The 23,324-nt window shown below is 64.7% G+C and carries 28 protein-coding genes; all 28 read right to left on the bottom strand.

Annotation, left to right across the window (positions count from 1 at the left end; translation table 11 throughout):
• The 28 genes from AWH62_RS01010 to AWH62_RS00870 all read right to left on the bottom strand — a co-directional run bounded on the left by AWH62_RS01010 (position 1) and on the right by AWH62_RS00870 (position 23,322).
• Positions 1-4,275 (bottom strand): hypothetical protein, encoded by a 4,275-nt coding sequence (locus AWH62_RS01010; protein WP_075188597.1) that lies wholly within the window; start codon positions 4,273-4,275, stop codon positions 1-3.
• Positions 4,268-4,693, bottom strand: coding sequence for a hypothetical protein (locus AWH62_RS01005; protein ID WP_075188596.1), 426 nt, complete (start codon positions 4,691-4,693; stop codon positions 4,268-4,270). Before AWH62_RS01005 ends, AWH62_RS01010 begins: the two co-directional genes overlap by 8 nt.
• A complete protein-coding gene (locus AWH62_RS01000) occupies positions 4,690-5,334 on the bottom strand; it encodes a hypothetical protein (protein WP_075188595.1) in 645 nt (214 codons plus the stop codon). The genes AWH62_RS01005 and AWH62_RS01000 overlap by 4 nt, the downstream gene beginning before the upstream one ends.
• Positions 5,334-5,924, bottom strand: a complete 591-nt coding sequence (locus AWH62_RS00995; RefSeq protein ID WP_075188594.1) for a hypothetical protein — start codon at positions 5,922-5,924, stop codon at positions 5,334-5,336. The genes AWH62_RS01000 and AWH62_RS00995 overlap by 1 nt, the downstream gene beginning before the upstream one ends.
• Positions 5,921-8,080 (bottom strand): phage tail length tape measure family protein, encoded by a 2,160-nt coding sequence (locus tag AWH62_RS00990; protein WP_075188593.1) that lies wholly within the window; start codon positions 8,078-8,080, stop codon positions 5,921-5,923. Before AWH62_RS00990 ends, AWH62_RS00995 begins: the two co-directional genes overlap by 4 nt.
• Complete coding sequence (locus tag AWH62_RS00985) at positions 8,073-8,306, bottom strand: hypothetical protein (RefSeq protein WP_075188592.1); 234 nt, start codon at positions 8,304-8,306, stop codon at positions 8,073-8,075. Before AWH62_RS00985 ends, AWH62_RS00990 begins: the two co-directional genes overlap by 8 nt.
• Positions 8,307-8,320: 14 nt before the next feature.
• Positions 8,321-8,764, bottom strand: coding sequence for a hypothetical protein (locus AWH62_RS00980; RefSeq protein WP_075188591.1), 444 nt, complete (start codon positions 8,762-8,764; stop codon positions 8,321-8,323).
• Between the two features lie 198 nt (positions 8,765-8,962).
• Positions 8,963-9,574 carry a hypothetical protein gene (locus tag AWH62_RS00975; RefSeq protein WP_075188590.1) on the bottom strand — a complete coding sequence of 204 codons (612 nt, stop codon included), beginning with the start codon at positions 9,572-9,574 and terminating at the stop codon, positions 8,963-8,965.
• Positions 9,575-10,000 carry a DUF3168 domain-containing protein gene (locus tag AWH62_RS00970; RefSeq protein ID WP_075188589.1) on the bottom strand — a complete coding sequence of 142 codons (426 nt, stop codon included), beginning with the start codon at positions 9,998-10,000 and terminating at the stop codon, positions 9,575-9,577.
• Between the two features lie 118 nt (positions 10,001-10,118).
• On the bottom strand, positions 10,119-10,544 hold the full coding sequence (locus AWH62_RS00965) for a phage morphogenesis protein (RefSeq protein WP_075188588.1): 426 nt from the start codon (positions 10,542-10,544) through the stop codon (positions 10,119-10,121).
• A 2-nt stretch (positions 10,545-10,546) separates the two neighbouring features.
• On the bottom strand, positions 10,547-11,353 hold the full coding sequence (locus tag AWH62_RS00960) for a DNA adenine methylase (protein ID WP_075188587.1): 807 nt from the start codon (positions 11,351-11,353) through the stop codon (positions 10,547-10,549).
• Positions 11,354-11,500: 147 nt separating this feature from the next.
• Complete coding sequence (locus AWH62_RS00955; RefSeq protein ID WP_075188586.1) at positions 11,501-11,689, bottom strand: hypothetical protein; 189 nt, start codon at positions 11,687-11,689, stop codon at positions 11,501-11,503.
• Complete coding sequence (locus AWH62_RS00950; protein WP_075188585.1) at positions 11,689-12,033, bottom strand: hypothetical protein; 345 nt, start codon at positions 12,031-12,033, stop codon at positions 11,689-11,691. Before AWH62_RS00950 ends, AWH62_RS00955 begins: the two co-directional genes overlap by 1 nt.
• Before the next feature lies 1 nt (position 12,034).
• Positions 12,035-12,364, bottom strand: coding sequence for a hypothetical protein (locus tag AWH62_RS00945; RefSeq protein ID WP_075188584.1), 330 nt, complete (start codon positions 12,362-12,364; stop codon positions 12,035-12,037).
• Positions 12,364-12,576: a hypothetical protein gene (locus AWH62_RS00940; protein WP_075188583.1), complete on the bottom strand. Its 213-nt coding sequence runs from the start codon at positions 12,574-12,576 to the stop codon at positions 12,364-12,366. Before AWH62_RS00940 ends, AWH62_RS00945 begins: the two co-directional genes overlap by 1 nt.
• Before the next feature lie 112 nt (positions 12,577-12,688).
• Positions 12,689-13,258: a hypothetical protein gene (locus AWH62_RS00935; RefSeq protein WP_075188582.1), complete on the bottom strand. Its 570-nt coding sequence runs from the start codon at positions 13,256-13,258 to the stop codon at positions 12,689-12,691.
• Positions 13,259-13,268: 10 nt separating this feature from the next.
• Positions 13,269-13,781, bottom strand: coding sequence for a helix-hairpin-helix domain-containing protein (locus tag AWH62_RS16585; protein WP_083634888.1), 513 nt, complete (start codon positions 13,779-13,781; stop codon positions 13,269-13,271).
• A 9-nt stretch (positions 13,782-13,790) separates the two neighbouring features.
• Positions 13,791-14,054 carry a hypothetical protein gene (locus AWH62_RS00925; protein ID WP_075188581.1) on the bottom strand — a complete coding sequence of 88 codons (264 nt, stop codon included), beginning with the start codon at positions 14,052-14,054 and terminating at the stop codon, positions 13,791-13,793.
• Positions 14,055-14,213: 159 nt separating this feature from the next.
• Positions 14,214-15,542 carry a phage major capsid protein gene (locus AWH62_RS00920; protein WP_075188580.1) on the bottom strand — a complete coding sequence of 443 codons (1,329 nt, stop codon included), beginning with the start codon at positions 15,540-15,542 and terminating at the stop codon, positions 14,214-14,216.
• Positions 15,543-16,116: 574 nt separating this feature from the next.
• Positions 16,117-16,866: a hypothetical protein gene (locus AWH62_RS00910; protein WP_075188579.1), complete on the bottom strand. Its 750-nt coding sequence runs from the start codon at positions 16,864-16,866 to the stop codon at positions 16,117-16,119.
• A gap of 3 nt (positions 16,867-16,869) precedes the next feature.
• Positions 16,870-18,954, bottom strand: a complete 2,085-nt coding sequence (locus AWH62_RS00905; protein ID WP_075188578.1) for a phage portal protein — start codon at positions 18,952-18,954, stop codon at positions 16,870-16,872.
• Complete coding sequence (locus AWH62_RS00900) at positions 18,947-20,566, bottom strand: hypothetical protein (protein WP_075188577.1); 1,620 nt, start codon at positions 20,564-20,566, stop codon at positions 18,947-18,949. Before AWH62_RS00900 ends, AWH62_RS00905 begins: the two co-directional genes overlap by 8 nt.
• On the bottom strand, positions 20,563-21,159 hold the full coding sequence (locus tag AWH62_RS00895; RefSeq protein ID WP_075188576.1) for a DUF3486 family protein: 597 nt from the start codon (positions 21,157-21,159) through the stop codon (positions 20,563-20,565). The genes AWH62_RS00900 and AWH62_RS00895 overlap by 4 nt, the downstream gene beginning before the upstream one ends.
• Positions 21,160-21,161: 2 nt before the next feature.
• The gene (locus tag AWH62_RS00890) at positions 21,162-21,458 is read right to left on the bottom strand and encodes a hypothetical protein (RefSeq protein WP_075188575.1); all 297 of its coding nucleotides are present in this window, start codon (positions 21,456-21,458) and stop codon (positions 21,162-21,164) included.
• A gap of 1 nt (position 21,459) precedes the next feature.
• Entirely contained in the window at positions 21,460-21,780 is a 321-nt protein-coding gene (locus AWH62_RS00885) for a DUF2730 family protein (protein ID WP_083634887.1), read from the bottom strand.
• Complete coding sequence (locus tag AWH62_RS17230; protein ID WP_075188573.1) at positions 21,768-21,992, bottom strand: TraR/DksA C4-type zinc finger protein; 225 nt, start codon at positions 21,990-21,992, stop codon at positions 21,768-21,770. The genes AWH62_RS00885 and AWH62_RS17230 overlap by 13 nt, the downstream gene beginning before the upstream one ends.
• A gap of 79 nt (positions 21,993-22,071) precedes the next feature.
• Positions 22,072-22,833 (bottom strand): hypothetical protein, encoded by a 762-nt coding sequence (locus AWH62_RS00875; RefSeq protein ID WP_075188572.1) that lies wholly within the window; start codon positions 22,831-22,833, stop codon positions 22,072-22,074.
• Positions 22,834-22,965: 132 nt separating this feature from the next.
• Positions 22,966-23,322: a helix-turn-helix domain containing protein gene (locus AWH62_RS00870; protein WP_075188571.1), complete on the bottom strand. Its 357-nt coding sequence runs from the start codon at positions 23,320-23,322 to the stop codon at positions 22,966-22,968.
• Positions 23,323-23,324 lie beyond the last annotated feature (2 nt).

Below are 23,324 nucleotides of genomic sequence, written 5' to 3'. Positions count from 1 at the left end.
CTATCGTTTCTGATGATCGACGAAGAATTTGATGTTGTTGAGAGAGAGCGCTGAATACGGTGCCAGGCCGTGATGGCTCACGTATGCGTTGTGGCCGCCGCCATCCAAGCCCTCAAAGCCGGCTGAGTCGCCGCCCGTGCCGGCCGAGTGGAGCGCCTTGTCGACCCGCCAACGGAAGAAATAGACATAGCCGGTGGCGGAATAATCGCCCGCACCCGTCAGCGGCAGCGTGTCCGGCGCGCCGAAAGAAAACTCGGCCGTGTTGTGGCGCTTGTCGCTGACCAGGTTCGCCGACACCGCTGAGTTGCCGCGCCCGTTCGCCATGTTCAAAGGCACTTGATAAACAAGGCCCGTCGTAGAGCCGACCGCCGGCGCCGAGCTGCCGAACGGCAGGCGATAAATCTCGTGATACCAATGCATCCACTCAAACAAGTCGCCGCCGGCCTTGAGCCAGTAGACCACACCAAGGTCGACCTCACCGCCGGGATTGCCGCCAACCAGATTCACCGACAGCGTCAAATCTTCTGACACACACGGGCGAGGCCCCGACGCGCCATGCGTGTAAGGGTCGAGCGCGCCAGCCGGCGATGGCCAGATCTTGTGTTCGGTCAGGGTGGCAGACGGCGGCCGGACAGAAACCGCGCCGCCGGCCAGTTGGAGCGTGTCGATTGCCGCCGTGCCCATGTGCGCGTTCGTGATAACGACGTCTTGAATATCCGCCCAATTTGCCTTGATGCCATTAAGCGTGAGCGTGCCGGTGCCACTGTCGTATGTGAAAATTTCTTCGCCTTCGATGACGAAGAAGTCGAAGGCGAAGTTGACGGTCGCCGTCTCGCCATCGGAATGCGCCTGCATGCCGTTGATCTTGCCGCCCACATCCAGCGTGAACCCATAGGTCGCTTCCAACCGGTTGTTCACATCAGCCAGCGCGCCGGCATTCACAGAAACCGCAGACGCGTTGTCCCCAATCGCGGCGTAGATCAGGTCCTCAGAGGCCGAAAGCGCGTTCTCTGCGTTCAGCTCGACTTCATCAACGCGGGCAATGGTGGCGCGGGCGAGGATATCCTCCTCGGCCGTCGTCTGGCGCGCATCGAGCGCGACAATGGCCGCCGCGTTGACCGCAACCCCATCCGTCCACGCGTTGTGTTCCTCGATGATGGCCGCTTCAGCATTGCCCAATCGGACAACCGCGCCCTCGATCTGGACGAAGGCCGTTTCGGTCTCGGTTGCCCGCACCTCGCGCTCGGCAACATAGCCCGCGAATCCGGCCAGGACTTGCGCCGTCAAGCTGTCCAGCCGCCGCGACGCCGCGCGCAGACCTTCGGTCGCATCAACCTCGACTTCATCAACTCGCGTATTGGTGGCCCGCGTGAGGATATCACCCTCGGCATTCGTCATGCGGCCATCCAGCGCGACAATGGCGCCCGCGTTGGCGCCCGTCTCGCTCGCTCGCGTCGTCTCTTCCGTCGCCAGATCGGCCGCGACTGCCGCGACCGCGTCGGCGTTATCGCTCGCCTCACCTTCGACCACGTCCATGCGTGCCGTGAGCAGCAACCGAGCCGCCGCCTCGGCAGCAACCGCGTCCGTCCACGCGGTGTTTTCCGCAATGATCGCAGCTTCAGCATTGCCCAACCGGACAACCGCGCCCTCGATCTGGACGAACGCCGTTTCGGTTTCGTCGGCGCGGACTTCCAGCTCGGCAACATAGCCCGCGAATCCGGCCAGGACTTGCGCCGTCAAGCTGTCCAGCCGCCGCGACGCCGCGCGCAGACCTTCGGTCGCATCAACCTCGACTTCATTGACCCGATCATTGGTCGCGCGGGTGAGGATATCACCCTCGGCATTCGTCATGCGGCCATCCAGCGCGACAATGGCGCCGGCGTTGGCGCCCGTCTCGCTCGCCCGCGTCGTCTCTTCCGTTGCCAGATCGGCCGCCACCGCCGCAACCGCGTCGGCGTTGTCGCTCGCCTCACCTTCGACCACGTCCATGCGCGCCGTGAGCAGCAGCCGAGCCGCCGCCTCGGCTGCAACCGCGTCCGTCCACGCGGTGTTTTCCGCAATGATCGCAGCTTCAGCATTGCCCAACCGGACAACCGCCCCCTCGATCTGGACGAAGGCGGTTTCGGTTTCGTCGGCGCGGAACTCGACCTCCGAGACCAGGCCGGTAAACCCGGCCAACATCTGCGCAAGGGTCGAAGACAGACGGCGCCGCTCGTGGTCGATATCCGCCCGCGCCAGATCCAGCCGTGCATTGGCCTCGTCAAGCGAGACGCCCAAGCCCTCATCACCGTCGATGCGGTCGATCACCTCTTGCGCCAGACCGTCGAGTGCGGCGTCTACGTCGGCGAGGACGGCGGCGGCCGGGCGCGAACCCAGCCCGACCCCGACATTGACGCTACCTGTCGCGATTATCTCGCCCGACACCGTCACCGCCGCAAGCGCGCGGGCGTCCGTCGACCTCACTCCGCTTTGGGAGATGTAGGCAACACGGGTCTCGACTTGAGCGCCAGGGGGGATACCTTCAAGCACCGCTCGGCCTTCGGCTGGGTCAATGTATCCCCATACCGTCCAGGCCGTGAACGCCTGCCATCCCCCTGCGCCGTCGCCGATGCGATAGCGATAGGTCACTTCGACCAACCGGACGCCTGGCGTTGTGACTTCACCGGCGACCTCTACTGCCGGCTGCGTTTCACCATTCTCGCCGTCAATCGTGATCGGCGTGGCAACCCAATCAGCTTCAGGCGGTTGCGGGAAGGTGTACGGGTCGGCCGGTGTCAGGCTCGGCGGTGCCGGTGGCGTTGGGTCGAGGCCGAGCGCGAACGGGTGCTTCGAGTCTGTCTCGGATCTGAAGGTGAGCGTGACCACGGACGTGAGCGGGTCAAAGTCGCGCTTGAGGACGAGGCACTTCAAGCCGTCCAGGACGAATTCCGGCTCGTCGATCGTGAAGGCGTCACCCGCCTTCAGCTCACGCATATAAGATTTCAGCGGGATGCGTCCGGTGATGCCTTCACGGCTGTCGCAGATGTCATAGACCGCGAGCTGCGAGGCTTGCACGCTATTATCAACAAAGACGTATTCGATGCCGCGCACGCGCTTGCCGCGATCCTCGGTCTGGTAAGCCGCGACCGTCACCTCATCGATCGGCACCATCTCCCAGTCCTGTGCCTCCTGGACGCACTTCGGGACAATCGTGTTGATGCGGCTGAGGCGGGACGCGGCAGCGGAAATCTCGACCGGGCCCGCCGTGTCGCGAGCCGAAATCGTCGCGACCGATGTCTTGGGTGCGCCCCGCGTGACGCATGACAGCAACCCGCCATTCTGTGCGTACATGCCACCGGCTGATTGTAGGAAAGCCAGCAAGGTCTGGTGTTTGTCATCGGCCGAGGTCCACGCGGCCGACATTGTCCAGCCATTGGCATCCGCGACGTTGGCCAACTCGACGAAGGCCGCGACATCGATGCGCGAGGGTGCCATGCCCAACCCGCCAACCAGCTGGCCATTCTCGCGAAGACCGAGGGCGAAGGTCAGCGCGCCGACCGCGCCATTCCTCGTGTAGACCCATGTCGTCGGGTCATCGGCCCGGCAGCTGCCGGCACCGCCAGGATAGGTGGAGTCCTCGCGCGCGTCGTAGCCGAAGATGCCCTCAATGTCCTGGACGACCTTGGGCAGATCGGCGGGCCACCGCTCGCGCTTGGCATCCATCGCGGCCGTGATCATCGAGCACGCCTTGCCGGAAATCCGATGCGACGAATTCCATTGCGGCATCGGCGCGCCGCCTATCGTCGGATCGCTCAGCTGGCCGGGTGTTTGAAGCGCCGTGTCTGGCTGTGTGCCAAGGCGCAGGTCGCGCCAGAAGATATCCTTCCACGTCCCGGTCGTCTGGCGACCATAAGGCCCGCTGAACGAGCACACCTCGCCGTCGGCGCGGAAGGTGCCAAAGCTCTTGATCGGACCTGCGCCGGAGTAAACTGTCACCAGCGACTGATAACGATTGTCCGAACCCCAGGTGTCGCGGTGGACGATCTTGCCCGCCACACCGCGCTTACCCATCACGAACGGGATTGCGGCGTCCGGGTCGGCCGCCCATTCAGTCGGAGATCCGCCCGCACCGACCTGCGGCGCCATGATCGCGGCGACACCGATGTTGACCGAGGTCGTCACGGCGAAAACCGTTGCCGCCTGGGCCAGCGTGGCCGTGCCGGCAGCAGACGCTGCGAAGGCCCCGCCGACATAGGTCACCACGGCGCCGATGGCTGCTGAGAACGGATCAGCCATCGACCGGTACCCGCCACGCGGCTAGATACTGGGTCGGTTGAAGGACGACGAAATGGCCGTCATTCAGGCCCAGCAGTCGGCCATTGCCCACATTGATCATCAGCGAGGCGCCAAACGGCTCCGGTGCTGGCAGCGCGACGATATCCGCCAGCCAGGCCCGCGCCGGCGCGATACGTGTCAGTCCGGCTTGATCAACGCCCTCTGCCAGGCCCGGCAAGTCCAGCCTGCGCAGCGCCCGGATCGCCCCGGCTTCGGAGCGATACCGGACACCCTTCATCAGCGGCAATCCGACGCCAAGCTGATGCAGGGTGAAGCCGATCAGCTTGGCACAGTCATGGCGGCCCCACGTCTGCGGTCGGCCGAGAAAGCTATCGAGCGCCGCTTGGGCTGCGCGTTGGCGTTTGGCTTGATGGCTCATCGCACCACCACCCCGCCATTGGTGACGTTCCCACCGCCGCCTGAACCGCTGGTGATGCTCTTTCGCGGTTCTGCGACCCGCCAAAAGACCTTGCCGGCAACCTGCGGGATATGAACGAGACCATACTCACCCGGCCAGACGGAGATATGAAAGGCATGTGACAGGCGTTGATGGGCCGTCGGCTCGAGCTGCAGCTCGTCATCCGATCCACATTGCAAGATTACTTGCCGCGTCGCTTCGCCGATCTTGAGGTTGGCGAAGTCCAGGCTGCCGATGAACAAACGCTCCGGAGCGCCGATGGCCTGCCCGGTGTCAGGGTCAACAGCGCCTTGCCAGACCCGTACTTGCGATCCTTGCGCGGCTGGCGCGGCCAGCGCCGCAACGGCCCCGTCCGAGGACGGAATGAGCGTGATTTGCGCGGAAACGGCCGTGGTCGCGACGCCATCCGTGATCGTGTCGACGCCGCCCAGGGCGCCATAGGTCACATCGCGGGATGTGAAGTTCTGGGCTTCGCCATCGACTTCGAAAGCCACCATTCCGCCATCAACCAGGCGAAGCGCCCCGTCGGGCAATTCGATCTCGACTGCGGTAAAATGGGTCGATATCGGGTTCGACCAGGCCGCCTTGAGAAGCGCGTCCATCAGTCGGTCTCCTCGATTGTGAAGGAGAGGCCGGACACCATGACGGGCGCACTGACTTTGAACGCGTCTTGAGGCAGCGTCACAAAGCCTTCAATACGCGGATCAGCCAGCTCGACCGTGGCACCATCCAGCGCAGCCGAGCGGATCATCGGGCGGACCGGAACAACCGCCCGGCCAGTCCCGTCCGCCGTCACTGCCGCGCGTGCGCGGTAGACGAAGCGCTTGCCGCCGACGATCACCGACATCCACTGGCCCTTGCGGATCGTATAGCCGACGGTCAGCCCGCGAACGGCATAGCTATTGCCAGTCTGCCCGGCGCCATCGACGACCGGATCGCCGGGATTGCCGACATCAAGGCCGGGCTGCGGTATCGGCGCCGAAACACGCTCGTCCTCATCCTCCAGATCCGTTAGGTCCATCGCTTCGAGATAGCTGTGCGGCAACAGCTGATACGCGATGGCCCAGCGGGTTCCCATGCGCTTGACGCGTGACACCGGCCCGCCGAACACAGGCTTTTGTTCGCGTCGCGCGGTGATCGGATAGGGCGTGATGCTGGCGATATCCAGATCGGCCGGGAGGTCCAGGGTCATCCAAGCCTCCGCGACTGGTCATAAGACCGCTTCTCGGCCACGGCCTGCGACATCGAGTACGCGCCGCCGGCTGCCTGGGTGGCGATGGGTTCGGAAACCTTGCGAACGGCGGTGTCGAAATATTTGCTCTTGTCCACGGTGACGAGAAAGCCGCTGTTTTGCCGGCCATTGCCCATCGAGCGCAGCGCTGAGTTCGGCAAAACCTTGGCGCCCTGCGATGTGCCGATCACCGGCTCCGGACCGGCTTCGCCGACAATGCCGAACTGGCCGGCCGGGATCATGCCACCGTTCGCAAAGAACCCCGCAAACACCTGTGAGATGAACCCGCCAATTCCGCCGCCACCGCCGGTGCCAGCGCCTGTCGAGGCCATGGCATCGCGCGTCTGGAAGATGGCGTCGATCAACTGGTCGAGCGACCGGTCGACCAGGCGGCTGATCACGCGCTCGACGGCGCTGCCGAAGGCCTCCCAGACGGTCATCCCCTGGCGCATGCCTTCACGCATGTCTTCGATAAAGCTGCGCGTCTGGGTCCGGAGAAAATCGATCCGTTCGCGCAGGGCTTCGGTCTCGTGCTCGGCGCTCGCCATCTCGCGCGCCAACGCTTCGATCTCCTCACGCTGCGCCGGCGTCAGTTTGATGTTGGCCCGCATCGCCTGGTTCAGCAAATCGTGCTCATAGCGCAGCGCCGCAGCGGCTTGGTCGGTGAGCGACATCGCCTGGCGCTCAATCTCTTGCGCGGCGATGAAATCGCGGGCACCGCGAACAAGATTGCGATAGGGGTTTTCCACCGCCCGCTCACTGTCGCCTTCACGGGCATTGGCCCGGTCACGGGCGCGGGCAACCGCCCGGTCGCGGGTGCCTCGATAGAAGTCGCCCATCGGGTCGTCGTCGAGCGTGTCGGCCGCGCTGGCTGCCGCCTGCTGCATCACCGAAACCATCTCGGCCGCGATATCGCCCGGAAGATCGGACAGTGCCTCGCCGAATGTATCGGACATGCCCTCAAAGGGGTTGATAATCCGGCCCATATGGACTTGACCGAGGCGGTCCACCTCGACCCAGTCAGGCAGCATGTCGATCAGTCCGTTGATCCGATCGACAGCGCCATTGACCATCGCCTCCATGCCGGCGATCACACGGTTGGCCGCGCCCAGGACCACATCGCCCAGGATGACGGGCAACCGGCTCCAGTGCTCACTAATCAGCTGGAAGGTGCGAATCGCCGGAGTCGCCAGGACACGCCATTGCGCCGCCGTCTGGATGATGGCGCGCCGGAAGCCGTTGATCAGCACATTGCCGACCATTCGCGTTCCTTCGACAATCCCATCCCACACCTGACTGAAGGTGACGCCCAGCGTGTCCAGCGCAGGTTGAATGAAGCTCAGGACGCCATCACCGATCGTCTGAAAGGCCCCCATCATCACGTCACCCATGGTGACGGAATACTTCGTGGTGTCATCAATGGCGTTGGTCATGCCGGCGATACCGACAGCCGCCACACCGACAATCGCGATCAAGGGCCAGAACTTCGTCACCGCGCTGGTCAGCATGCTGCCCATTTCGCGAAAGGCCCGGGCCGCGCCGCCTTCACCAGGTCCGTAGATTTGCGAGATCTGCGGGCCTTGCTGGATCAGCACCATCAAGGGGTTCATGCCCATGGCCAACGTCGTGAAGACGTCGTTCATTTGGAACATCAACAGGCGTTGCTGCATGGCCGTATTGCGGGTCGATCGGCCTAGCTGATCCATTGCGTTGGCGCGGCCGCGCAGGGCAGCGATCGAGGCCAAGGCCTGTTGTCGCTCCCGGCTGATCGCCGCCGACATCTCATCGGCCGAGATCGCACCGACAGCGTGCGCCTGGCGCACCTCTGTCTGGGCCTGCCGGTACTGCCGGATTGCCGCATAGACCGGATTATAGCGCGCCCGCATATCATCCAGCGCGCTGCCATAGGCCGTGATGTCGGTGGCGCTACGCCGAAGGCCACCGGTTACGCCGGTCAGCTGCTCGATGCGCGCGGTCGTCAGCGCCGCCTTCGCCGAAGTCTCGTTGAACGAGGCTTGCACGCTTTGGGCACCGGCCTTGGCGTTGCGCATACCGCTCGCGAGGCCGGCGTCATTGGTCCGCAGATCCAGAAGGGCAACACCAAGGCGCTCAGCCATCATGCGCCTCCTTCGCCCCTTGAACCGGCGGCACAACCGTCACGCCAATGCCCATCGCTTGCAGCGCGGCCGGCGATGCCTGCGCCGCGCGGACCGGGCGGCCGTAAGCGGCCCGCTCAAGGCGCGCGATCGAGCGGTGAAAATCGCCCTTCTCCAGCAGGCCGCTGCCCAGGGCTTGCGCCTGGACGGACCGCAGCGTCTCTTCGGCTTGCAGACGGGTGAGCATGGTGAAATAGGCCTTTACGTGCCGGACGGGCGCGCGGCGCCACCACCAGTCGGGAGACCCGCCAAAGAACCGCTGGAGCCGGATGATGGCTTCACCCCAGCCAATCCGCTCACCGCCCTCGCTGTCGCTCCTGCCAGCCCGGTCGCTTGACGCAGCAGAAGCCCGGTAAAAACCGACACGATCTGCATTCGCTGAAAGCCGGGGATCTTGTCGAACACCTCATCGGGGATCTCGACGAAGGCACGGTGCGCAACCTCATCGATCAGCTTGGCCATCTTCTTGTGGCTAGCCTTGTCATGCTTGGCGGAAAGTTCCCCGATCAGCGCGCCATCGCGAGTGATCTCCTGGCACGCCTCGACCGACAATTCGTCGGGCGCGTAGATCTCGAAGCCTTCGCCATTGATCCTGATGAAGTCGCGCTTGATGGGTTCAAGACTGAGGATTGCTTCGTCGGCCATGGATACCTCCTTCGCCGGGGTGTTCGGTCAGTTGAATGCCAAGACGGGCGCAGACCCGCTCGATCTCGGCCTGGCGCGTTCGAACCGCCTTCAGGCCGTCCTTGTGTCGCCGCGCGGCGCGCTTGTGTTCCGCCGCCGCGCTGTCCAGTTGTCGGTGCTCTGCCGCCAGTGCTGCGGGGTCGATATGCGGCCCGGGCATTACTCTTCCAGTGGGGCTTGGTGCTGAATCACCAGCTGGCCAAAGCGCGCGGCGGCCGTCGCAGCGCTTGGGTCGACAAGCGCCATGTATTCGAACGCCAATCCGGCCGGATCACCCTTCTTGAAGACGGGTTCGGGCGAGGAGTTGAGGTAGCAGACCGGCATCTGGTATTGCAGGTTCATGGCATCGCCATAGGGCGAGTACGCGCCGCGCAGGAGCAGCGCGTGAAGCGCCACGTCATGCCCGCGATAAAAGGGCAGCGCCTTTGAGCCGGCCGTCCCGACGCCGGCCGCCGTGGTGGCAACGGTGGTGCCGGCCAGCGCGAGCGAATATTGCTCCAGCTGCAGGTCGAACAAGGTAAAGCCGACCGTCAGCCCCTCATTCTCGCGAAAGGCTTTCTTGGCACCCGTCAGGCCGAGCGACTTGAACGCCTTCACGTCCTGACTGTGGGCAATTTTCACGCCCTGCTCGTCGTAATTCTCCGAGCCCGTCGCGCCAATCAGCGCCCACGGACCCGCTGGCGCGGCATCGATGGCGGGAAAGGCCGTGCCGACCGGCGCGATATAGGCCTCGATCGGCCCGGCGATGATTTCAAACGGTGCGGTGTTCATCTAAACCTCGTTGAGGGCGTGATAGATCTGGAAAGATTGGAAGGCGTAGGGCCAGTCGGCGTCGCCATCGCGGCCGCTCGAAAACCCGCCCGCCGGCTGAATCCAGTGGATGAGGGCGCCGGCGACCGTCAGGCGCTCGACATTGGTCAGCGCGCGCCGGCATTTGCGGCGCAGCGAATCCGCCTTTGATGGCGTCGCGCCATAAGCGACCAGGTCAAAGCGTTGGGTGTCGTGCTGGACATTGCTGCCCTGGGCGTTGGACACGCCGCCGGACGGCCGGATGACCACGGCGGCGCGGGGCATGTGCTGGGCCTCATCGGCCGGCAGCTCCCCGCCGAACACGCGCGTGCCCAGAACGGTTTCCACAGGGGCATCCGCCTTCAAGACCGCCGTCACGGCGCCGATGATGTCCACGTCTTCAGCCATGCAGCGAGACTAGGCATCAGTCAGGGTCTGAAATATCGGCGCGGCTGCGCGGGCGAGCTATGTCAGGAAAGCCGGGCCACAATCTCTGGCGCGCGCCACCCGGTCAAGGGGCGACCACCTAGAGGCGTTCATAGGCCTTGCGGATGTTGAGGGCGAGCTTGGGATATTCCGCATCGGCAGCCGGGCGCAGATAGGGCCGCGCCGGGATCTTGACCTGACTGACCAGGCGCACGCTTCCATCGGACTGCGGGATGGTCAGGGCGGCACCATTTTTCGGCTTGATGATGCCGCCCAGCTCATGGATGCGGGCGTAAACGACATCCCTCACGCCCCAAGTGCCACGCACGCCAGACTCTTCCCGCGCCGCGTAGTCCGTGATGTCGATGCCGCCCTCCAGCACACCGGTCCGGTTTTGCCAGGCGTGGTTCAACTTGGCGCGCGCGGCCGCACTGGCCATCGTCTTGTTGACCCCGAGGATCTGCGCCTGGCGCATCTTCGAGGTCACGGCATCGCCGAACCATTGCAGATCCTGGGAGGTGGCCATGCTTATCCTTTCGACTGGATGATCAGCTCGCCGGCCGGCAGTCCCGCGCCACCGGAGATCGAATAGTTGACCGTTGCCGTGTCCAGGGCGAAGTCGGCGAAGAGCGCGCGGATCTCCGGCCGGTCATTGATGGATAGGATGAACCGGCCCTTGATCGACGACAGCCGCGCGGCCAGGGCCTCAAACTCGGACCGGCCAAACATGCCGGCGCCATAATCCTCCTCACAGCCCCAATAGGGCGGATCGAGATAGAAGAGGGTCTCCGGCCGGTCATAGCGCTCGATCACCGCCTGCCAGGGCAGGTTCTCGATCACCACGCCGGCCAGCCGCTCATGCACCTCCTCAAGCAGTGGCGCGAGCGTGTTGAGGTTGAACCGGACACCCCGGCCGACGCTAACCCCGAAGTGCCGCCCGGCCACCTTGCCGCCGAAGGCCACGCGCTGCAGGTAGAGGAATCGCGCCGCCCGCTCCAAATCCGTGAGGGTTGCTGGGTCGCAGGCCTGAAGCCGTTCGAACTCGCGCCGGCTGGTCACCTGAAAGCGCAGGGTGTCCATGAATTGCGGGTAGTGGCGCTGCAGGATGCGAAACAGGTTGGCCACATCACCAGAGAAGTCGTTGATGACCTCACAGGCCGGCGCGCTCGTGCGGCGCAGGAAGATGCCGCCCATCCCCACAAACGGCTCGACATAGGTCGCGTGGGGCGTCGCGGCGATCAATCCGCAGATCCGCTTGGCGAGATTGCGCTTGCCGCCGATATAGGCGGACGGTGTTCGGGTCGGCCGTACCGGCCGCATACTGTCAGGTGTCATTCCAATCCTTCCGGAATCGTGAAAATCACCCTGCGCCCCGCAAGGGGCGGCGGATGAAGCATTTCCGGTGCTTGGTGGGGCGATGACGCCAATCTGTAACCCCGCTGCCGAGACATTCGCCTCGGCCATCCGCTGACCAGTCTGCGCCTAGTCCATCCAGGCGATCATCTCCTCTGATGTGCCCCAATCATCGGGGAAGCAGGCGAACTTGCGCTCGGGCGCGTCCTCGCCATTGACCAGGAACCGGTCGACCCGATCGATCTCGGCCTCCGACAGCTCGATGCAAATCGGTTGGTGGTCGCTATCGAACCAGTCATCGCCGATCTTCACGCGCATCAGGCGATCCTCTTCAAGGCGGCTTCAAGGTGTGTGTGCTTGTGCTGAACCTGCCCTTCGACGCGGAAGCGGCCGGCGAAGATCACGGTGCCGCGCCGGTTGGTAATCCGTGCAATCTCGTCGCCCTCATTCACGTCAGCGCCCAGGGCGAACATGACGCGCATGTCCTCGATCAGGGCGGACTTGTCGCCGTCGACGACTTCGCGCGTTGAGTTGGACCAAGCCCAGCACTTCACCGTGGCCAGTGCGACGAAGTCCGGCTCGACATCATCGCCCCAGTCATCTTTGCCGACCGCCTGGTTGCGTTCGACATCAGCCAAGTGGACGAGACGGCCGGAGATCATGTCAGCCCTCCAGCCCGGCCAGCAGGCCGAGCATGTAATTCATGACGTGCTCGCGGCTATTGCCGTCATCATCGTACAGCGACCCGCCCGACTTCGTGCACAGATTGAGAACCTGCCACTCACCGCCACACGGCAGGCACAGGTCATAATGGCGGGTGGTCGGGTAGGACCCGAACAGCGGCCTGCGGCCGACTTGAACATGGACCAGAACGATCCAGTCGCGCCCGGTCTTGTTGCGCAATTGCTGAAGCAGGCCGTTCGCGTCCTCATCGCCGTCGATCCGACGACCGGCAACGACCTTGTCTTCTGACAAATAGACAATCGCCGGCATCACTGCCCCCCGATCGAGATCGGTAGCCACGACAAAAGCCAGATAGCTGCGACGACAACAAGGATCAGCGCCGCTAGCGCTGATGACAACGCATGGCCGATAAGCCTGCGCGCGCCCTCCGGGATTTGGCTGACCAGCCATCCCGGCAGACCTGAAATGAAGAGCCACAGGACAAGGAATGCGGCGCCCAGGAGCCACAGGATCGGTGACATCACGTCCCCCCTTCGCTGCGTCGGCCGAGCGTCAACAGCACGACGCTGAGGCCACAAGAGGCGAAGGCCAGCAGGCCGACCAGAAAAAAGGAAAGCGGGTGCATCTTTTGCCTCAAGCCAGGAGAAAGCCGCCGCGCCGCTGCGCCAGGCTCTCAAGGATCTGCTCACGCTCGGCCGAGATGTTGCCGGACAGCGTGAAGGAATGGTCGCCGGCGCGCTCCGACTTCAGCCCGCCGCGATAGGACAGGTCTAGCTGGACCAGTTTGATCACCGCCTCGTCACGCGCGGCCGCTTCGCCGATCGGCGTGTAAGTGATCGTCACCAGCGGCGCCCAATGGCTGCGCCCGTTCGGGCCGCCGGTGAGGCGCTGCAAGGTTCGACCGCCGTGCAAAATTCGATAGTCCGCCGCGTCAAGCTCGATGTCGGTGTCCGCCAGCCCCGTATCGGCCGGGTCCGATTCCGTGACGGTGATCGCCTCGCCGTCATCGATCGGACGCGCCAGGCGCAGCGTCTTGAGCGTGCGCGCCTCCGGATCGGTCGGGTCGGCCATTTCAAGCGTGATCGGCCCGGCCGGACCGAAGCGGGCGACAATCTCGGCCGTGACGCCGTCGATCATCGCCTGCAGCTCGGTATCCGACAGGTCCGACCCGGTGCGTTCTTTCACACGATCCAGAAGGGCCATTTACAAGGCCTCAGCTGGCGGTTTCGAGAGGGGTGACGGTCAAGCCGCCCGGCGCACTGGCGGGCGGCTCATCAGGTGCGCCAGCCGCCACAATGGCTCGCGCCTGTGTCGTCCAGGACACCCAATCATTGGCGCTTGCGTTGGTTTCCAACTCCGGCGGTGAGGCTGGGTCGATGGCTGCCAGGGCGGCGAAACTGTCAATACCGGCTGCGACGAGCGCCTTGGCCGTCGCCGCGCCGACACCCTTCAGCTCGGTGAGATCGTCGGTCGTCGGGCCGCCAGACTTGTCTCCGTCCGGCTTCTTCGACTTGTCGCCGTCGGGCTTCTTGTCCTTGTTCGGGCTGACCGGCGCGGATTTGCCGCCCTGCCGGCCCACAGCCCCCTCAACCAGACCGAAGCGCTCGGCCGCGGAGTCGGGAATGTCGTCGCCCGGCGCGGCATAGAGGAAGGCAGCATCCTTGTGGCCCTCGGCGACCAGGGCGTCTTTGGCGGCGTTTAGAAACAGGCGTGCAGTGGCTTTCATGATCAGCTCCTATTCGCTCTTCGCCCAGAGGACATGCAGAAAGTCCCCGGTCGTGTCGGTGGTCGTATTCTCAACGACCCCGGCCTTGGTGGCGTGGATGGAAAACTCGGCGGTACGGTCGGTTCGCGTTGGCGGCGACCCGTCGACGATGTGTTCAACCGACAGCAACGTGTCGCCCGGCGTCAGATTGCCATGGACCGCGTGCTCGCCGGCTGCGCCGCCGGGAATGAGGCAGCAGCCGGTTGCAACGGAAAATCCGGAAATGGTGGTCATCAAGCCCTCCGATGGGCAGGAGAATGGGGCGCGCCTTGTGGGCCTTGTTTCAGGCTGGCCCTAGAACCAGCCGCCGGGGGCCTTGCGAGCCGTACCGGACGCCCCTCTCGGGGGTATGAGGGACGCGGGCGCGACGACTGTCGCGCCCGCCAATCTGGATTAAAGGCCGGTGACCGAAGCGAAGGCGGTCGGGCGGAAGAAGACGATGCCCATCCGCGCGTCGGCCCGGATCGTGCGCTGCCCCTTGGTGAACTGCGAGCCGACAAAGCCGACTTGGACGTCCACGCCGCGACGCTCAAAGAGCGAGACGAAGGCCGGGTTGAACGAACCGACATAGCCGGTGCCGGCAGCGTCGGCGTCGCACTGGACAACCGGCAGACCCCACAGGCGTTCCGGCCCGGCTTCGCTCGGATTGCCCCAGATGTAGACGCCGTCGGCGGTTCGCATCAGGCGCACATCCTGCCAGTCTTCCGGGTGGATGACATGGTGGGTCGGCACGGCCCGGCCGGTGACGCGGATCTTGGTCATCGCCTTGTAGAAGGCGTCCGGAACCGGATCAGCACCCTTGGCTTGGGTCTGGATGCCGACCGTGTTCTTAAGGCCGCGCATGTTCGGCGCCGTGCCGTTACCGACCAGGATCTGGCCGTCCAGGCGCTGGCGAATACCGAAGACCAGGCGCGAGTTGATGTAAGACTGCGATTGCTCGACGTCCTCCAGCTGCTCGTCGGTCACCGGGATGCTCGTGCCAACCTTGACGATCGTGCCATTTTTCTCGGTGAGCACGAAGGTGGCTTCGCCATAATCGCCGCCCTCCGCAACCTCGGCAGCCCCATGGGTCCGCGTGGTTTCTTCCATGTAGGGGATTGCCGCCTGGCCGGTGCGCGACATCGGGACGATGTCCAGCAGCTGGATCGGGCGGGTGGCTGCTTCCGTGAAGCCGGGCAGGCGAACGCTTTCCGGCGCCCAGCCGGCCGACGTGGTCATCGCCGCCTTGGAGCCGATCGTGTCGATCGACAGGCCCTTGGCCAGCATGTCGGACGGCAGGTAGTCGTCAAATTGCAGGGTGATGCCGTCTGGCGCGCCGCGCTCGACCCATTCCTGAAAGGCCTTTTCGTCGTGGACCATGTCGCCCAGGGCCTTGAGCTGCTGGACGACGCGCTCGGTGCGCGACTTGTCCCCGCCCGGCATCGGCAGGCCACGGACGGCCTTTTCACGGTCAGACAGAGTGGCGGCGGCTTTCTCGGCCGCTTCCAGCGCTTCGACCTGCTCGACCGCTTCGTTCAGCTCGGCGTCTTTTTCATTGATGCGCTTGACCACATCAATCGTCGTGTGGGCCTTGGCATCAAGGCCGAGGCTGGACTGCAGGGTGTCTTTCGACACCTCCTGGAAGTCGTACTGGCCGTCATTGGTTTTCGCTTCCGCGAAGACCATACCCAGCGAAGTTTGGAGAGCGGCCGCTTTGGCGCGGGCCGCAGTGAGGGTGGTCATGGGTGGTTGCTCCCGTTGGATGAGCGCCGCAGCCCGCGCGGCAGGTCAGATCGGAAGCAAAGCTATTTGGAGGGGGCGGTCGGTCCTATCCGCGCCGGTGCGCGGGCGCTCGGGGCGGATAGGACTGATGTCGATGTTCTGGCGGAAAATCGCCGCAGAATCCAGCCGTCGGGTCCGCCCGGTGGATTTTGCAGGTGAAGGCCGGGCGCGAAGACCCCCTAAATAGGCAGTTTGAACGCGATGGGGCGCGATTCACCGGCTGCCGGGCGCATGGGGTGCAGAGACGCTGCTGACGGCGCTCTGTGGCCGTTAAAATCGCGAAGGGCCATTCCAGGCGCGCAGCGCGCTATCGGGGTCGGTTGTCGGGCGGCCCTGGGAGATCACCCCATCGCCGCCCGCAACCTCAAACCGCGCTCTACCAATTGAGCTACAGACAGCGCCAAGAGACGCATGCGCCGGGGCATGAAGCCGACTCGTCTGACCGGGATCGAACCGGCGTCTCGGGTTCGCGGTGCTCTACCAGGCTGAGCTACCATTCGGGCGGGATTTGAACCCGCGCCCTCCGCGTCTCGAACTATAGAGTGCGCGCCCAGCGCCTGAACGCATCCCGCGTCTCGAACGCTGCCGCAATCCGCTCACCCTCCGCACGGGCCTTGGCCTCGGCATCATCCGGATCGGCTTGGCCGGTCTCCAGCACCGCTTCAAGCCGGGCCTTCAGCTCGCCCAACTGGGCGAGACGCTCTGCTCCCAGCTGACGCCCGTCGCCCTCCCGCGCCGCCTTCACGCCCTCGGCGCGTTCGACCAGGTCATCGAGATCCGCGATGGTCTGGTCGATCTGGTCGGCAAAGGTTCCGTGTGACTTCATGCCCAACGTGCCAGTGCCCGCGCCGGCACCTCGAACCACCGGCGAGACCTCGTGGATGTCGAGCTTCTTGAGCACGCGGACAACCTCGCCACCTCGAAGCTCCTGGCGGGCATCCATCACGCCATAGCCGTAGGACCATTCCTGCGATGGCTCACCCTTGGCGAGATCGAATTTGAGGTGAGAGTGCCAGTTCCGACCATCATCGGTGTCGAGGTTGAGGTGCAACTCCGCGTAGGCAACACCCTTGGCCTCGTAAACCCGCGCCTTTCCGAGCGGCAGGGCCTTCCGATTGTGTGCGGGGAGGATCGGCACCCATTGCCCGCCTTCCTTCCAGCCGAATGCTCCTTCCTCATAGGCGTCGCCGTCGTGGTCGACCGCCGACAAGGTTGCGATACGGGCCAAGCCATGGCCCGCGTCGTCCATCTGCTCGACAATCAGGCTCTTGATCTCGGTTTTCATGGGTCAGTCCTCCTCATCGTCCAAGCCGAAGTGCGGCGCAAAGGACAGGGTTCCATTCGGATGCTCCGCATCGGCCATCTCACGCGCTTCTGTCGCGCTGACGATCGAGCCGTTGCGGGCCATGTGGCTGGGCAGTGACCGGCCCGGCCCGAGACGGCCGTCGATCACCATGAATTGTTCGACGCCGGCCGCGCGGCCGCGCTCGATCGTCGAAATGTTCTGGGCATACTTCGTTTCCGTGCGGGCAATGGTCCGCGCCCGCGTCTCGGCCGAGCCCCACGGCCCGGCTTCAACCTCACCGGCAATGCGGGCCACCAGCTGTGTCACACCTTCACCAGCGGCGCGCCCTTCTGCGAGCGCGTCGTAAAGCGCACGGCGCGTCTGGTCCGAGATGTCGATCAGGCCCGCCCTGCGGCCACCGGCCGCCACGATGGCCCGCGCCACCGGATCAGGCAGACGCCCGGACAGGCCGGCCAGCTCGCCAGCTTCGGCAATCGTTCGCGCGACTTCCAGGAAGTGCTGCTCGAGCAGCCGCCGGAAAGTGGTCTCGTGGGCCGGAATGCCCAGCGCTTGCAGGATCTGCTCGATCAACAGCTCGTCCGCTTTCTCGCCGTCGGCCGGCCGGGCCTTGGCGATCGTCGGATCGGCGTCGATGAAGGGCTGTGCCGCCTCACGAACGGCCGCGCCGAGACCCATGAAGAAAGCCTTGAGCAGGCCTTCAACCTTGGCGATCTGGCCTTTCTCTGCGCTCGCGACGACGCGGGCATAGGCCGAGGCCCGTTCCATGGCCTGTGCGCTGGCGCGGGCCTTCTCGCCTTGCGCCTTTGGTGGCGCGATCGCGCGGGGCGGTGCACCGGCCGGTACTTCCAGCACGGCAATCGGCCGCAGATAGACGCGATGAGAGTCGTCCACCGGCAAGCCCCAGGCTTCGCGCGCCTCGGCCACCTGAACGCCGCCACTGCCCAATCGCTTCACCCAACGGTCCGTCTCGCGGTCTTCGTGGTCAGCCAAGGCCATGACTTCGGATGTGTCGTGCGTCACGCGCGTTCCGGCCGGGTTGCCAAAGTCAGGCAGCAGCGACCGGCTCAGCTCGTCGGCGAACATGCGGCAATAAGGCAGAACGCCATTGTGCCAGGCCAGCTTGAGCAGCGACTCCATGGTCGCGCCGACTTTCGTCTGCTGCAGGCCGGCACCGAAACCGACCACAGCGGCCGGCACGCCCAGGGCGGCGCAGATCCGCTCCTCGGCCACGTCGCGAGCGCCGTCCATGTTCATTTGCTGCGGATTGAAGCCGAACTGGTGAACATCGGTCGGCGCGCCCATCACCAGCGGGTCGCCGCGCTTGTCGCCGCCGAAGGATTGCTTGAACCAGACTTTGGTGGCCTCGACATCCTCGGCCGTCGGCAGGGCGCCGGCCTTGGGTGCAATCACCACGCCGGGCACGCCCATATTGCGCAGGAGTGCCGCGACGAAGTTGCTCGCTTCAAGATCCATGAAGATCTCGCGCAGCACGCCGCCGATGGGCGACAAGCCCTTGCGCGGATTGCTTGGACTGATGCCGTGGCGAAAATGCACGACATCGTCCGGCGCGATGATGATCGGCTCCAGCCCGCTGCCGGGCGTATACTTGTAGTGGGTCAGGAAGCTCGATCCGTCCAGCGACCCCAACGGCTCCATCATCCAATGAGGCACATACCAGAGCTGCACCGGCCGACCGGCCCGGTTGCGCAGCTTCACCCAGTACGCGTTACCGTCGAAGCAGAAGCAGACGATCGTCGCCATCCACAGCGCCATGTCGCCATAAAAGGGGTTCGGGTTCGCCACGAGCTTGACCAGGTCGTGATCGGCCAGATCCTCCTCGACACCATCGCGGCGCGTCCGCTTCACGGTCAGGCGCGCCTCCGGCAAGGCCCGCGCAATCCACTGCACAGGCGCGGTGAACACCGACGCGTCCAGCCCGTTGCCGACCTCCTTACGGTAGTCGATCCGGGTGCGACGCATCAGACGCATCATCCCGGCCCCGGTATCTGGCACATGCCGCATCCGCGACAGGGTCGCGTCGACGGCGGCTTTGAGAGCTTTAAGCATCGGCCGGTATCCAGTTCTCGTCGATTGGGTTGTCGCGGCCTGGCCGCATCTCGCCAGCCTCGGTCATAGGTCGCCAGCGAGGGGCGTCACCGCCGAACGTCGCCGCGAAGAAGTTGAGGAGCGCCACCGCCGAATCGGCGTGGCGCTTGCCACCGTCCGAGCCTTCGGTGCGAATATGGCGCGGGATCTTGGCCACACCGCCGATGATCTTGAATTGCCGAAGGTCGCTGCGGACATCGAGGTCGGCCGGCAGCATGATGGTCTTGTCCTCGAACGCCGCCCGAAAGCGCGGCGTGTACTCGCGCAACCAGTCGTCGGACGGCATCAGCTCGGTGATCCGGCTCGGGCCGAATTTCTGTCGCGCTTCCTGGGCGAGCACCATCCCGTTGCCGTTGGCGTCGAGTACGCCGGCACCGAACGCACCGACATATTGAACCAGCCAGAACAGGGCCTGCTTTTGCTGGTCATAGGGACAGGTGCGCAGCTCCAGGATCAGCGGAACATGGCGTTTCAGGTCCTGACCGACGAAGCCGATCGGGTAGGAGCTTCGATCCTGGCGCATGGCGAAGTCGCCGCCGAGAAACCAAGTCAGGCCTTGGTCGCGAAACCGGTCCAGTGCCGGCGCAACCCTCTCGTTGAGGAAGACAGCCATCTCGCCGCGACGTGCCGCTTCAGGCATGTCGACGAAGCCCTCAAAGGGTGGCTCCCACCGCACGACCTTGTATTCGGCCGAGCTGCACGCCTCGATCCATGCCAAGGGGAGCAGCACGCCGTCACCTTCGCGCGGGATGGCGTCCAGCTCCTCGCGCATGGCCTCGGCCCGGCTGCCATAAGCTTTCCGGACGCGGCGATACCATTCTTCCTTGCCCTCCGGCGACGCCTCCCAGCCGCGCACCAGGCAGACACGTTCATACAGCCCGTTCGCAACTGCATCGTCGAACGTGATGCGATGGATCGAATAGTCGTAGAGGCCCTGGTGAATTTCCTTGATCAGCTCGTTGAACGGGTTGAGGGCACCGTTATGCGTTGAGATGATCCGGATCGTGCCGCCCCAGATCAGCAGGGCATTGCACGCATCAATGACAGCCGCGACGTTGCGGTGGAAGGCTGCCTCATCGATCACGACGCGCCCTTGAAGGCCGCGAATATTGGCCGGGTTGCTGGACAGGCCGACGATCTGGTTGCCCGACGCAAAGCGGATGCGATAAGCGGCGATGTCCTTGCTGGACCCGTCCCCTTGCACATCCGTGAAGACAAACTCCTCAACGTCCAGCAGCTCTTTGGCCACGGTCTTTGCGAACCGGGCGGCGACCGCCACAAACTCCAGACCCTTGTCCTTGGTGTCGCCGACATAATAGGTGTGATCACCGCCTGCACTTTTCGCCGCCATGGCGATCAGCGTCGAGTCCAGCGCCTCGGCAAAGGTGATGCCTGTCCGGCGCCCCTTCTCGCCCAGCTTGAGCGGGGACTGGTCGGCGATCCAGGCGCGCTGGTGCTCCATCAAAATGCCGTCGGCCAGAGGATCGAGATCCTCGGGCGGCATCATGCCGGGAAATACGTCGTCGATCGGCGAGCGCGGGACGTCCTGGTCGATGGTCGTCGGCTCACTCATGAAGCGCGAACCCCGAGGAACTCGCGCCGTAGCTGGGCGATGCGGTCGGCCGACAGGCCCGCTTCGCGCGCAATCACTTCGGCGCGATCAGCGCCATCCTCGACGCGCTCATTGAACTCGTCCTGCAGCTGGCGGCGATAGTCGGCCGACGCCTTCTGCGCGCTGGTCAGAGACTGTGTCGCCCGTGCCAGTTCCATCACGTCCTTGGTGCCCAGATTGCCGCCCTCGGCGATCCGGAACGCGGCCATCTTCAACATCTCGGAAAGCGCGATCGTCATCTTGTCAGAGCTGTCAACGCCCAGCATGTCGGCCAGCTCGACCGAGATCCGGCGCGTTTCGTCCAGCTGGCGAAATTGCGTCGACTTGCGGACCGAGTATCGAGAGAAAGCGCTCTTGCTGATCGAGCCGATGCCTTTGTCCGCCAGACGCGCGTTGAACTCGTCCAGCAGGTCGATCTGAAGGCGGCGGCCCTCGCGCAGCTCCTCATTCAGCCACAGGATGTCGCCATCGGCCTCATCGGGCAGCAGGTCCAGCGTCGACAGCCGGCCACGGCCCTGGCGGCGCTGCCTCTTGGTACGGCTGCGACGGGCCATGATCAGGTCTCCAGGCTGGGACGGCGGACAAAGTCGAGGAAGGCCCGGCGCTCGACATGATCCAGTCCGGCCTGCGCGAGATCCGCAACCACGACCGTGCCGACTTCGGTGAGCTTGACCGCGCCCATCTCTTCGAGCTTGCGCAGTTGCGCCCGCACCCACTCGCGTGAGCGGGTGTGGCCGAAAATCTGCAACACATGGCCGAGCATGGTCTCGCTCAGCCGGTTGTCGTTCTGGCTCGCCAATTCCTTGAGAATGACAAGGCGGGCGTCTTCGACCAGGTGCTCTTCGAATGCCATTTCACCCACGCTCCTTCAGTAGGTATTCCTCAATCCGGCGAACCGCGCGGCTCGTTCCCTGGCCGCTTTCTTCAATCCGGCCCAGCCGACCATTCAACTCGCTGATCGCGAGCTTGACCTCGGCGACATCTTCCTTGGTCGGCAGATGCTTCAACTCAGCTTCGACGGCCTGAATACGCCGGTCGTGGTCGACCAGGGCGGCGCCGTGCTCATCCAATTTCGCCCCGTTGGCACGGCCGGTCGCGGTCAGCCACGTGTAGACAATCGACCCGATCGACAGCAGCGTGGCGAGAACGCCAGCCCATCCCTTCACCTCATCCATCGGCGTGCATTCTCCCCGTCCTGCGCACAATCAAGGCAAGTCTTCGCGGCCGGATATGCGGCGCGCCGGGCTGGCGAAATCGCCTCCCCGCAAGTCCTGCAGTCATCACAGCCATCGCCATCCAGGGCGGCGCTGATGCGTCGGACGGCGAAGTCGCGTTCGGCAGCAACCTTCGCCTCGGCGCGTTCGATTTCGGCGTCGCTCGGCCCCATCACACTCTCCCCTTGAAGGGGTGACAAAACTTGTCGCACGAGGCGGTTGGGGGCGAGGCAATTACAGCGTCCAGTCGCATCAGGTGCGGCGCCTCCGCACGATGAGGACCGCGATGGCGATCAGGACCAGGCCGGCCGCGATACCCGCAAACGAAAGGCCAAACCCCTGCACCGGATCGGCAATCGACACCGGAGCCGATACCGGCGCGATTGCGCCCGCCACAACCAGTCCGGCCACACCGACCGTCCCGACAACTCCGGCGGTCGCGACATCGCCGGTGGTCGCCACAGGCTCGACAGGCGGCGCGTTGGCCGCATTCTCGCCCGCACCGAACCGGCGTCGGCACTCGGCCAGCGCCGCGCGGACATCATCAACCGTGACATGGGCGCTCTGGCCGCCGTAGTGGCCGACGCCTTCAGTCGTTGGCAGGCTGGCCCACTCGCGTGCCAGCGCGTTGATGAACTCATCTTCCGTGCGCGAACCCGAGATAAAGCGATCAAAGCCGCGACCGATCAGCAGCTGCACCGCGAGGCGGTCCTGCATGAAGGCATCGAACAAGTCGGTGGGGTTCAGGCCCTGGTCCTGGCGCAATTTGCGCAAGGTCGTGCGGACGATCTGATACCGGCCCAGGGCGGAGGATTGCCACTTGTTGTCCGGGTGGCCGAGCATGGCTGTCTGCAGACGATCAATCTCGTCCAGGGTCATGCCGCACAGGAAGCGGTCACCGCCCGTATAGCGGCCATAGCCGAGGGTTTCGTTATAGCCCTCGCGCCGGTCGGTCCCTTCGGAGCGCCCGATCAGGTCCAGTAACGGCCGGTAAAGCGTGAAGATTTCAGACATTGCTGGAGGCCGTCCCTGCCTTGTTGCCGAAACCCTCCCCGGCTAGCTGGGCCGAAGGAGGGCGATACGGTGGCAAATTTGGCAGCTTCAGCGGTCCGCGTTCATACGCGCGGATGCGCGGGCTAGGCCCGGCTAGAAGAGTTGGGGTTGTTGGTGGGTTTCGCGAGGGCCGAGCCATCTGCGCACGGTCGCGACATCGGCGCGGACTGTGCGGGCGATCTCGGCATAGTGCGCCCCGCGCGCGGCCATCGACCGGGCGATCCATTGCCGGGCCAGCGGAACTTTGTAGTATCCCGCGCCCATCGCGTCGGCAAGCTTCTCAACCCGGTCAGCGCCGATCGTGCGAGCCGCCAAGCTGCGCGGACTCGATTTGATTGGCAAGTAGATGTCTGACCCGCCAAGGGCGAGGAAGAAGCGTTCGGCTTCCTCGGCGCCCAGGGCATCAACATAGGGCTGCAGATTGGCCGGGACTTGTTCGGCGTCTCTCATGC

This window comes from Maricaulis sp. W15 (assembly GCF_001924955.1).
Classification (GTDB): domain Bacteria; phylum Pseudomonadota; class Alphaproteobacteria; order Caulobacterales; family Maricaulaceae; genus Maricaulis; species Maricaulis maris.
This window is presented reverse-complemented; position numbering and strand designations above follow the sequence as displayed.

What these genes read in the sequence shown, in the direction of transcription:
- AWH62_RS00935 (WP_075188582.1), bottom strand. Translation starts at nt 13,258, where the DNA reads ATGGCCCTTCTGGATCGTGTGAAAGAACGCACCGGGTCGGACCTGTCG.
- AWH62_RS00980 (WP_075188591.1), bottom strand. Translation starts at nt 8,764, where the DNA reads ATGGCCGACGAAGCAATCCTCAGTCTTGAACCCATCAAGCGCGACTTC.
- AWH62_RS00885 (WP_083634887.1), bottom strand. Translation starts at nt 21,780, where the DNA reads ATGGATGAGGTGAAGGGATGGGCTGGCGTTCTCGCCACGCTGCTGTCG.
- AWH62_RS00890 (WP_075188575.1), bottom strand. Translation starts at nt 21,458, where the DNA reads ATGGCATTCGAAGAGCACCTGGTCGAAGACGCCCGCCTTGTCATTCTC.
- AWH62_RS00905 (WP_075188578.1), bottom strand. Translation starts at nt 18,954, where the DNA reads ATGCTTAAAGCTCTCAAAGCCGCCGTCGACGCGACCCTGTCGCGGATG.
- AWH62_RS17230 (WP_075188573.1), bottom strand. Translation starts at nt 21,992, where the DNA reads ATGGGGCCGAGCGACGCCGAAATCGAACGCGCCGAGGCGAAGGTTGCT.
- AWH62_RS00900 (WP_075188577.1), bottom strand. Translation starts at nt 20,566, where the DNA reads ATGAGTGAGCCGACGACCATCGACCAGGACGTCCCGCGCTCGCCGATC.
- AWH62_RS00875 (WP_075188572.1), bottom strand. Translation starts at nt 22,833, where the DNA reads ATGTCTGAAATCTTCACGCTTTACCGGCCGTTACTGGACCTGATCGGG.
- AWH62_RS00950 (WP_075188585.1), bottom strand. Translation starts at nt 12,033, where the DNA reads ATGATCTCCGGCCGTCTCGTCCACTTGGCTGATGTCGAACGCAACCAG.
- AWH62_RS00925 (WP_075188581.1), bottom strand. Translation starts at nt 14,054, where the DNA reads ATGACCACCATTTCCGGATTTTCCGTTGCAACCGGCTGCTGCCTCATT.
- AWH62_RS16585 (WP_083634888.1), bottom strand. Translation starts at nt 13,781, where the DNA reads ATGAAAGCCACTGCACGCCTGTTTCTAAACGCCGCCAAAGACGCCCTG.
- AWH62_RS00945 (WP_075188584.1), bottom strand. Translation starts at nt 12,364, where the DNA reads ATGCCGGCGATTGTCTATTTGTCAGAAGACAAGGTCGTTGCCGGTCGT.
- AWH62_RS00960 (WP_075188587.1), bottom strand. Translation starts at nt 11,353, where the DNA reads ATGACACCTGACAGTATGCGGCCGGTACGGCCGACCCGAACACCGTCC.
- AWH62_RS00970 (WP_075188589.1), bottom strand. Translation starts at nt 10,000, where the DNA reads ATGGCTGAAGACGTGGACATCATCGGCGCCGTGACGGCGGTCTTGAAG.
- AWH62_RS00910 (WP_075188579.1), bottom strand. Translation starts at nt 16,866, where the DNA reads ATGAAAACCGAGATCAAGAGCCTGATTGTCGAGCAGATGGACGACGCG.
- AWH62_RS00985 (WP_075188592.1), bottom strand. Translation starts at nt 8,306, where the DNA reads ATGCTCACCCGTCTGCAAGCCGAAGAGACGCTGCGGTCCGTCCAGGCG.
- AWH62_RS00870 (WP_075188571.1), bottom strand. Translation starts at nt 23,322, where the DNA reads ATGAGAGACGCCGAACAAGTCCCGGCCAATCTGCAGCCCTATGTTGAT.
- AWH62_RS01005 (WP_075188596.1), bottom strand. Translation starts at nt 4,693, where the DNA reads ATGAGCCATCAAGCCAAACGCCAACGCGCAGCCCAAGCGGCGCTCGAT.
- AWH62_RS00920 (WP_075188580.1), bottom strand. Translation starts at nt 15,542, where the DNA reads ATGACCACCCTCACTGCGGCCCGCGCCAAAGCGGCCGCTCTCCAAACT.
- AWH62_RS00895 (WP_075188576.1), bottom strand. Translation starts at nt 21,159, where the DNA reads ATGGCCCGTCGCAGCCGTACCAAGAGGCAGCGCCGCCAGGGCCGTGGC.
- AWH62_RS00940 (WP_075188583.1), bottom strand. Translation starts at nt 12,576, where the DNA reads ATGTCACCGATCCTGTGGCTCCTGGGCGCCGCATTCCTTGTCCTGTGG.
- AWH62_RS00975 (WP_075188590.1), bottom strand. Translation starts at nt 9,574, where the DNA reads ATGAACACCGCACCGTTTGAAATCATCGCCGGGCCGATCGAGGCCTAT.
- AWH62_RS00995 (WP_075188594.1), bottom strand. Translation starts at nt 5,924, where the DNA reads ATGACCCTGGACCTCCCGGCCGATCTGGATATCGCCAGCATCACGCCC.
- AWH62_RS00965 (WP_075188588.1), bottom strand. Translation starts at nt 10,544, where the DNA reads ATGGCCACCTCCCAGGATCTGCAATGGTTCGGCGATGCCGTGACCTCG.
- AWH62_RS01010 (WP_075188597.1), bottom strand. Translation starts at nt 4,275, where the DNA reads ATGGCTGATCCGTTCTCAGCAGCCATCGGCGCCGTGGTGACCTATGTC.
- AWH62_RS00990 (WP_075188593.1), bottom strand. Translation starts at nt 8,080, where the DNA reads ATGGCTGAGCGCCTTGGTGTTGCCCTTCTGGATCTGCGGACCAATGAC.
- AWH62_RS00955 (WP_075188586.1), bottom strand. Translation starts at nt 11,689, where the DNA reads ATGCGCGTGAAGATCGGCGATGACTGGTTCGATAGCGACCACCAACCG.
- AWH62_RS01000 (WP_075188595.1), bottom strand. Translation starts at nt 5,334, where the DNA reads ATGGACGCGCTTCTCAAGGCGGCCTGGTCGAACCCGATATCGACCCAT.